We start from the raw sequence: 9,045 nt of genomic DNA, 5'->3' as shown, positions 1-9,045 counted from the left end.
TCAGTTACTAAAACAGTAAAAAAATAATCTTGCTCGTTATCAAATAACTCTAATTTGATAAGGAGCAACTAAATGCAAAATAAAAATTTTACTATTAATAAACAACTCAATGATCAACTCATTGCACACCTAAATAATCTACAAGATAGATACTCAAAAATTTTACCGATTCGAATCGACATTCATTATGCTAAAGATGATGAGTTCAATACTGATATTGAAACAACCAAAAAAGAAATAATGTACTTCCTTTATCAAGCTATGCAATTTGAACTTGATATTGTAGGGTATGCTGTTGTTATGGAATTTAATCAGAATGAACATATCCATTTTCATTCTGTTTTTTATGTAAATGGTCAAAAAAGGCAAAAATACTATCCTATTTACGTTGCTCTGGAACGTGCATGGTATGAACTGACTAAAGGTTATTTATATGATTGTCAGCGGAATAATTATCATATTAATGGGCTAAGGGTGATAAATCATCACGATGATGAAGCATTTCGTTCTGTTTGTTATATGCTTAGTTATTTAGCTAAAACAGAACAGAAATCATTTTTTAAAGAGTGTTATAGTGATTGTCTATTTTTAAGTAAAGTCCCGCCTCCAAGTCATCGAGGAAAACCTAGAACACTTGGTCTGAATAAATTTTTAATTTCTTCCCGTATTTAATAATCCCAAAAAACTATTTCCTTCATTTTGGAAAATCACTATGAATCTTTAAAAGTATGTTTATACAAAGAAGTCAACAAAACAGACTAATTGCTATAGATCCAATTCATATAAAGGAATAAAAAATGGACAACTACTATGACCTAATACTAAATAAGCTAAGAGCTCATCATAGATCGTTACTTACAAATTATGGGAAGTTATATCCAGTCAGAATGGATTTTGCCTATCATGACGATGCCTATCAAAGACAATATGGAATAGATGCGTATATGGATATGTTGAACTTGTCTGATTTAACATTACTTTCCAATCATATTCTTAGCATTGTTTGGGTAATGGCTTTTAATAAACAATACGGCTTTTATTTTCCAACCATGTTGTACTTTAGCTCAGAACAATATGCAAATTATAACGTTATTATGAATTCCGTTACCAATCTTTGGAAGAATGAAACTGATGGATATGGTATTAATGTTGAAAAAAAACTAACTAAGAATGCTTTATCTGAGTTAGCACAACTTTCGTGGAAGAAACATGATCCTCTTCATGCTTTGTATATTAACAGCATGCATACTCTCAACCAAATTAATTGATCGTTTATAACGATCAATCAGATCTTAACTGATCGTTATAAACGATATGACAGAGCACAATATATTTCTAATAATAATGATGTATTTTAATTCAATAATAATTTAAGGAGATAAAATGGTTAGATCTGATTGTGGCGAATGTAATAAAATTTTTATTAAATATATATTATTTATATTAATTAGTATATCGAGCGCATTTAGTGGTATTTGTGAAGCAAGTATGCCTCCAGCCTGTGATAGTAAAGAAACGGAAAAAGTCTTACTGTCGTTGGCACGTAAATATATTGATCCATTTTGGATAGGAAAGAACCGCCGATTTACAGGTACTCAAACAATTAGCGCAAACAAAGAAGCAGAAGAATACCAATGCCGTACTCGTTTTTTGTACACGATGGTAGGGGACTCTAAAAATCATGTCATAACTTACACTATTTATTGGAATGATCCAGTAAAAAAACGATTTTCAGTAGAATTAAATAGTATTAGCAATAATCATTAAGCTTATTCGTGAGGCAAACTCATTTATCCTGTTTGCTTCATATTTCTCCAATATATTAACTACACTCTTATTATAAATAATTTTAAATAGATATCATTAGTTGAACATACCAATATGTCCGTTCAATTAACATTTTTATAAGGAGTGTGCCATGTTAAATCATCAAATATTACGAAACACCTTATTTTATTTATTAGAGCCTTCTTACAATCATTTTCATTCTTTATTTAAGTCGACAAATAAGGAAGCATGATATGTCAGATAAATTACCTTTACTACTTGATAAACTCTATCAGCTTTGTTTGACTGGTGGTTATGGTTTTTCCTCTGCTTATACATTAGCCGAGCAACATAAAGCCAATTTCCCTTTACATTCAGATAATCTTGATAAACTAATCAAACATGAAACAGACAAAGCAACAGCTACAGGTTTTATCACAGGGTTAGGCGGGATTGCAAGTTTACCTATAACTTTGCCAACAAACGCCTTAAGTGTCTTGTTTATTCAATTGAGGCTCGTTACAACCATTGCTATCTTGCAAGGTCATGATGTGTATGATGAAAGAATTAAAATCTTAATTTTCTTATCATTATGTGTGATGACAAGCAAGTTAAGATTACAGCAGTTTTGTTTAGCTACATTGATGAAACAGCCAAATGAAGTAATTCGTAAAATAAGTCTATCGGTCATTAAACAGCTTATTAGTATTATAAGTGCAAAGCATAGCTTAAAGTTAATTAAAGTGATCCCGATTTTTGGTGGTGTGATGGGGGCTGTTGTTGATCGCATTATTACTTATCGCATTGGCCAATTTGCTAAAAAACAATTTAATCAAACCTATTAGCTGAATAACACTAATAATTCAATTATCTAAAAATTCACCTATTTATACATTTATCTCATTAATTTCAGTTTTTACATGAAAGACATTATGCTTTGCTCAGTCTTAACAGGAGAAAAAATGAAAACTTCCTATTCAACAAAGCGCATTGTGACAATAGCGTTAAAATTGCTCGAAAAGCAGATGAAAATAGAAAATAACCAATTCACAAAACCTAATCAAGTCATTGACTACCTTAGACTAAAATTAGAACAAAAAGAAAGAGAGCATTTTGTTGCTATGTACCTGAATAATCAACATCAGTTAATTAAAGTAGAAACACTTTTTATGGGTACAATTAACTCTGTGGAAATCCATCCCAGAGAAATAATTAAGCAAGCTCTTAAACATAACGCAGCAGCCATTATTTTTGCCCATAATCATCCATCAGGTGAGGCACAACCTAGTAGTGCAGATCGCAATATCAATCAAAAATTAACAGAAATACTAGATATCGTTAATATCCGCGTATTGGATCATATTGTGATTGGTCAACAATCGTATTTTTCTTTTGCAGAGCGAAGTTGGCTCTAATTTTCAAATGTATTAAAAGTAAATATATTGATCGTTTTTAACGATCAATAAGATCTTATTGATCTGTTTAAACGATATGACTTTACTGTAACGATCAGTGAGAATTAAAAAACAAAATTGAAATATCCTTGAATAAAAATTAATAATGGAGAGTATTTTTATTATGAAAAATACCTTGCTGGAGTTTTTAACTAAAAATAATTTTTATGGTAGTGAAAAAATTTATTTAGCACCAACAATACCGAATACAAAGTTATCAAATGCACTATCTTGTTATGGTCAAGGATTAAGGCCTGAAGAAATTTATATATTAATTGATAATACTGTATTTGGTGGGGCTAAAGATGGTGTATTAATTACAAATAATGAAATGATTTTTAAAGAACCTTTTGAATCTCCTATTAGAATAAATTTTTCTGATATAAAAAAAATTCACTCAGAAAAATCTAATATATTTATTAATGGTTCTAAGTTAATCGCTTTATCAATGCCTAATGCACCCGATATTTACCGTTTATGTTTACTATTACAATTATTTATTGAACAACAAAATGAAAAACAAGAAGAATCACTAGACACCTCAAAAACAACAATTTTTTCCGATAAAAACTGCCAATTTATAAATAACAAAAGCCATACAAGCTCTACCGTTGAATCTAATGAGATTGAGCAAGCCACTAACGATTCATTAAATCAAATAGATAAAGGTGTAGCATTCAAGTATATTCCATCCGATGAAATTTATAATTTATTATGTAAGATAAAATTAGTCAGCTCAATTTCTACAATCTTTTTTTTAGACAAAAGAGAAAGCCCTCATACTTACATTTGTAATGAATTTATAAATATTGTTGTTTCATTTGTAAAACAATTCAGAAATAAAATTATAGAAAAAAAACAAGTTAGAGAATTAAAAAATGATATTGCTACCGTTGAAATGCAAGCTTTTGCTTGTTTTTTAATTATATTTAATATTCGATATCGAGGCGTTGATGAAAGGCTATGTCAACAAATAGCCAATGAAAGCATAAGATCATTGCCAAGTATAAATAATAATCGATACTCACAACACTTTTTATCTATTATCCAAACATATGACGATATCAATGGAGAAGAAGAAATTATTTTAAAATTTATTATCCGTTTAACTCTTACTAATTTGCTAGAAAAATCACTTTCTGATTTATCAAGCATTAGAGAACATTATACAGATACTGAAATCGAAAAGAGCATTATTACTTTGTCTTCAAATCTTGATCCAGAATTTAGCAGTCTATTTAATCAATTGGCTAATCAAATTTCAAATTTTGTTAGTCAAATATTTAACACATTTAATTATCATTAATTTTTAAAATAAGGAATGAAAAATGTTTAAAAAAATTATTTTCGCTTATCTTGTTATTGCTTTCTTAGTTGCCACTTATAACTACTTTACCCTTCCTTCAAATGGTAATACTCCTTATATGCTTGGAGTTGCATCAGCAAAAGGAATTTCGTGGTTATTCAGATTGTTCTAAAGGTATAACATGAAAAAAATAATTCTAATAATCATTTTATCCTGTTTGCTATTGCAAGGATGCTCTGATCCAAAATCAGATGCTATCAAAAATATGAAAGATGGTTGTATTCTTGCAACCGATTATTCAAATCGTTCAATTAAATATTGTGAATGTATTGCTGAGCATTCAGTTTCTCAATTAAACGAAAAAGAAATTGAAATATTTAATAAAGCAACAAATAAATTTACACAACAAGATCTTATACACGTTCAAGAAATTTTTTCAAAAATAACAGAAAAAAATTTAGAATCAAAATGCCAATACTAATTTTCAAAAGTATTACTTAGCTGATTAAAATCTACATAAGATGAAAGGAATAACAAAATGTTTAAAATAACCTCTAATTTACTCATAGCTATATCTCTATTATTTGCGGGAGGCTCATTTGCAAATAACAATCCTTACCAAGATAGCCAAATACATACAAATGAATCTCAATTAAGTCGAATGGAACCAATACCACAATATAATTATGTTCCAGTCTATCCTGAACGTTTAAAAACTTTTAATGAATTACTTAAAAAGGAAATACAACATAAAAAAATTACTTTAGACCAAGTTCAATGTATTGATGTTAAGGAAGGAGGATTATGTGAACCTCAAAAAGTAGTTGTTAGATTAGAGTTCGATCTTAGCTATGTTCTTATTGATGGTAAAACTGAAAAAGATGTTCGACTATGGGATATGGATAATACTGATAGACGAGATGCATTTATTGATATTATTGAAGACGATCTTGATAGCTGGTTAAACACTCATGGGCTTCCAATTCGTTCAAGTCGTGATCATGTATTTGCCTTAACTTTAGAAGCTAGGAAATGGTTTAAAGATGCTCCATTTTACGTTGTTGGTCTACAACCAACAAAAGTTGAATATATCACTTATAAATATACTGAACCAGGGTTATCTAGAGTAGATGATGCAAACCAATACAATAAAAGTCCTTTTTAACCTTAATACTTTAAATAAAGTATATCTATTAATTTAATAAAAAGCAGTAGGAAACAAAACTATGAAGTATTTAATTGTATTATTTTTATCTATTGTATTTTCAATTAGTATAGCAAATGCACAAAACAACGATGATATTAAACAAGAAAGATTAAATCGACATTTAGCGGTTATCAAAAATGGAGTTGATACTATACTTGTTCCTGTTAAGTTTAATGGGATACGTGACTATTATAATAATGCTGATATTGTTACAGTTATATTTGAATTACGTTATGGCTTTTTAAATAAAGAACAAAAAGATAAGTTTTGGGAAGAAAAATCAAAAGATGGCTCACTTAAAGCTTGGGAGTCTGAAGTCATCGATGGTTTAACAAATAATATTACAGGAAGATTTGACGTGGAAGGCGATACTGATATATCAGTTGACTACAGTAAAACACGTGAAATGGTTTACAACTATACTAAAGACGCTAAAAAATACTTTAAGAGTAATAACATACCCGCCTATGTAATTAGTTTTCAACCTATTTTAGTATCTTACGAAAAATTCACTATTACCGATCCTAACTTATATCCAGATGAAAAACTCATAAGTGACTATTAATCAATAATCTTAACTAATTTTTAAATAAGGACTAAGTGACCATGAAAAAACTTATTATAACTACAATTCTATTATTTATTGATAGATAATGTGTTCCTATTTTGGAGATCAATTAAAACCATTAATAGATATTCTTATTGTTAAATAGTAAAAAAATATTGTTGTTACCTATCTATTGAATGTAATTAACCCACATCACTCAATAGAGGTACAACAATGTCAACATTCTCCCCTTTGGATGCACAAACACATCCAGATTACCTAATTGATATGAAATATATCACCACACTCACAGGCATGACAGATAAATGGTTTTATGCCTTGATAAAACAAAATAAATTTCCACCTCCTATTAAACTAGGAAGATCCTCGCGTTGGCGTCTGAAAGAGGTTGAAGCATGGATAAAGACCAAAGCTAATTAACAGTTAAATGTCCTATTAACCAAAGCCGCATAGTCAAATATGCGGCTTTTTTTATGTCTAAATTACTATAATTGAGGAATTAGTTATGTCCTTAACAGATTTAAAAATCAAATCCGCCAAACCTCACGATAAGCAATATAAACTTTCTGATAGTGATGGTTTGTTCTTACTCGTTCACGCCAATGGTTCTAAATATTGGCGTTTTCGCTATTATTTTAATGCTAAAGAAAAATTAATGTCTCTCGGTCAATATCCTAATGTTTTATTAAGCGAAGCTAGAAGGCTACGAGATGAAGCCAAATCATTACTAGCTAGAAATATTGACCCACAGGTAGAAAAGAAAGCAAAACAATTTGAAGATGAAATACAAGTTACTTTTGAACAAGTTGCTCGTAAATGGTGTACCAATAATAAAACTTGGTCTGAGCCACATAGAGCAAAAGTACTACGAACATTAGAATTGTATTTATTCCCTAAAATTGGAGCTTATTCTATTTCAGCATTAACTACTCGTCAGTTAATTGTTCCAATTAAAGCTGTTGAAGAGCAGGGGCGTTTTGAAGTCGCTAACCGATTACAACAACGTACTTCAGCAATAATGCGCTATGCAGTACAAAATGGTTATATTTCTTATAACCCTGCTCAAGATTTAAAAGGGGTAGTGAGTAAAGTAAAAGTAAATCATCGCCCTGCACTTGAACTCGAACAAATACCTGAACTTTTAGAACGCATTGATAATTTTAAAGGACGAGAGTTAACCAAATTAGCAATTAAACTTTCTCTACTTATATTTATTCGTTCTAGTGAACTACGATTTGCTCGTTGGTCAGAAATTGATTTCGATAAAAAGATTTGGACTATTCCAGCTGAAAGGGAGGAAATTGATGGTGTACCTCATTCTCACCGAGGTTCAAAAATGAAAACGCCTCATTTAGTTCCGCTAAGCGATCAAGCAATTGATGTTTTAAAACAAATACATGAAATTAGTGGAATGTATGAACTGGTATTTATTGGTGATCATTCTGCAAGAAAACCAATGAGCGAAAATACGGTTAATAAAGCACTTCGAACAATGGGTTATGACACCAAGACAGAACTTTGTGGACATGGTTTTAGAACTATGGCTTGTAGTGCATTAGTTGAATCTAATCTATGGTCACGAGATGCAGTTGAACGCCAGATGAGTCATCAAGAACGTAATGGCGTTAGAGCCGCTTATATCCATAAAGCACAACACATTATCGAACGAACTAAAATGGTTCAATGGTGGGCTGATTACTTAGATTCAATCCGCACTGAGTTTATTATGCCTTATGAGTTCAAAACAAATTAAAAAATACCCTACTATTTAATTCATTTCTCAATATCAATTAATATCAAAAAATTAAGGAATTGTTTATGCAAACATTACCTAGTGTATCATCATGCCTAAAATCCACTACGGTGGGTTCTGGTATGATCTCAGTATTTATCACCAATTTAGAAAAATATAACGAAGGAAAATTGATCGGCGAATGGCTAGAGCTACCAACAACACCAGAAAAAGTAAAACAATTCTTTAAACAAATTGGCATTGATAGTGTTAATTACAAAGAGTTCTTTTTAAGTGGTTACAAATCGTCTGTATATGGCATAACAAATTATATCTCTGAAAATAGCAATCTTAATGAACTAAATTATTTAGCCTGTAAACTTGATGAATTGAATCATGATGAAATGGAAATCTATGAAGCAGCCATTGACATTGGCGTAAATATTAATTCAATTACAGACTTAATTAATCTAACGGATAACTTAGATTGTTTTCAATGTCTATATAACATCAGCAATGAATATGATTTAGGTTTCTACTGGATTGCTGAAAGTGGTTGTTATAGTTTAAAAGAACTCGGTAACTTAACTAATTACTTTGATTACGAACGATATGGCCATGATGTTGCACTTGAACAAAGTGGCACATTTTATTCTGGTAATTATATCTATTATACAGGTGAAATTTTTAGTTCCGATTACGATGGTAAAAGCGTTCCTGAAGAGTACAACGTTTTGAACTATAGAAGATCTTTAGAATGAGCAGCTAGTAACTCTTAGAATTTCATTGAAATTTAAAGAGTTACTTTACATTAGTTAATATTATTTATTTTTTTGTAAAAATTAATAAATATTAGTATATTTTCTTTAGAGTTAAAGTAATTTGGTAGCTGTGTATTGAAATTATCATTTAAATAATTGATGCAATATTTTAGTAATTCAAGATATTCCTCAACTTTATCTAAATATGTTAAATCTTTTTTATTAATACGCTTCCGGTGTTTGGAGATTA

Annotated in this window: 14 protein-coding genes; 13 read left to right on the top strand and 1 reads right to left on the bottom strand. The window is 29.9% G+C overall.

The features are described from left to right. Nucleotides 1-72 precede the first annotated feature (72 nt). From A9G44_RS07770 to A9G44_RS07715, 13 genes are all read left to right on the top strand, one after another. Nucleotides 73-672 carry an inovirus-type Gp2 protein gene (locus A9G44_RS07770; RefSeq protein WP_065610222.1) on the top strand — a complete coding sequence of 200 codons (600 nt, stop codon included), beginning with the start codon at nt 73-75 and terminating at the stop codon, nt 670-672. A 272-nt stretch (nt 673-944) separates the two neighbouring features. Next, nucleotides 945-1,268 (top strand): hypothetical protein, encoded by a 324-nt coding sequence (locus A9G44_RS07765; RefSeq protein ID WP_143426343.1) that lies wholly within the window; start codon nt 945-947, stop codon nt 1,266-1,268. A gap of 115 nt (nt 1,269-1,383) precedes the next feature. Further along, nucleotides 1,384-1,767, top strand: coding sequence for a hypothetical protein (locus tag A9G44_RS07760; protein ID WP_065610218.1), 384 nt, complete (start codon nt 1,384-1,386; stop codon nt 1,765-1,767). A gap of 254 nt (nt 1,768-2,021) precedes the next feature. After that, nucleotides 2,022-2,612: an EcsC family protein gene (locus A9G44_RS07755; protein ID WP_065610217.1), complete on the top strand. Its 591-nt coding sequence runs from the start codon at nt 2,022-2,024 to the stop codon at nt 2,610-2,612. 117 nt (nt 2,613-2,729) lie between these two features. Beyond that, nucleotides 2,730-3,182 carry a RadC family protein gene (radC, locus tag A9G44_RS07750; RefSeq protein ID WP_143426342.1) on the top strand — a complete coding sequence of 151 codons (453 nt, stop codon included), beginning with the start codon at nt 2,730-2,732 and terminating at the stop codon, nt 3,180-3,182. Nucleotides 3,183-3,345: 163 nt separating this feature from the next. Then, on the top strand, nt 3,346-4,527 hold the full coding sequence (locus A9G44_RS07745; protein ID WP_065610213.1) for a hypothetical protein: 1,182 nt from the start codon (nt 3,346-3,348) through the stop codon (nt 4,525-4,527). A 22-nt stretch (nt 4,528-4,549) separates the two neighbouring features. Beyond that, entirely contained in the window at nt 4,550-4,699 is a 150-nt protein-coding gene (locus A9G44_RS13530) for a hypothetical protein (RefSeq protein ID WP_160401672.1), read from the top strand. A gap of 9 nt (nt 4,700-4,708) precedes the next feature. Then, the gene (locus tag A9G44_RS07740; protein WP_065610211.1) at nt 4,709-5,008 is read left to right on the top strand and encodes a hypothetical protein; all 300 of its coding nucleotides are present in this window, start codon (nt 4,709-4,711) and stop codon (nt 5,006-5,008) included. A 57-nt stretch (nt 5,009-5,065) separates the two neighbouring features. Then, on the top strand, nt 5,066-5,692 hold the full coding sequence (locus A9G44_RS07735) for a hypothetical protein (protein ID WP_065610209.1): 627 nt from the start codon (nt 5,066-5,068) through the stop codon (nt 5,690-5,692). 61 nt (nt 5,693-5,753) lie between these two features. After that, entirely contained in the window at nt 5,754-6,299 is a 546-nt protein-coding gene (locus A9G44_RS07730; protein ID WP_065610207.1) for a hypothetical protein, read from the top strand. Between the two features lie 216 nt (nt 6,300-6,515). Further along, on the top strand, nt 6,516-6,722 hold the full coding sequence (locus A9G44_RS07725; protein WP_065610205.1) for a helix-turn-helix transcriptional regulator: 207 nt from the start codon (nt 6,516-6,518) through the stop codon (nt 6,720-6,722). Nucleotides 6,723-6,807: 85 nt separating this feature from the next. Beyond that, complete coding sequence (locus A9G44_RS07720; protein WP_065610203.1) at nt 6,808-8,055, top strand: tyrosine-type recombinase/integrase; 1,248 nt, start codon at nt 6,808-6,810, stop codon at nt 8,053-8,055. A 65-nt stretch (nt 8,056-8,120) separates the two neighbouring features. Next, entirely contained in the window at nt 8,121-8,795 is a 675-nt protein-coding gene (locus A9G44_RS07715) for an antirestriction protein ArdA (RefSeq protein ID WP_065610201.1), read from the top strand. A gap of 50 nt (nt 8,796-8,845) precedes the next feature. Here A9G44_RS07715 and A9G44_RS13710 read toward each other — a convergent pair. Further along, the coding region (locus A9G44_RS13710; RefSeq protein ID WP_218837561.1) for a hypothetical protein at nt 8,846-9,045 on the bottom strand (200 nt) is incomplete at its 5' end.

It is taken from the genome of Gilliamella sp. Occ4-3 (assembly GCF_001690675.1).
In the GTDB taxonomy this organism is placed as follows: domain Bacteria; phylum Pseudomonadota; class Gammaproteobacteria; order Enterobacterales; family Orbaceae; genus Gilliamella; species Gilliamella bombi.
This window is presented reverse-complemented; position numbering and strand designations above follow the sequence as displayed.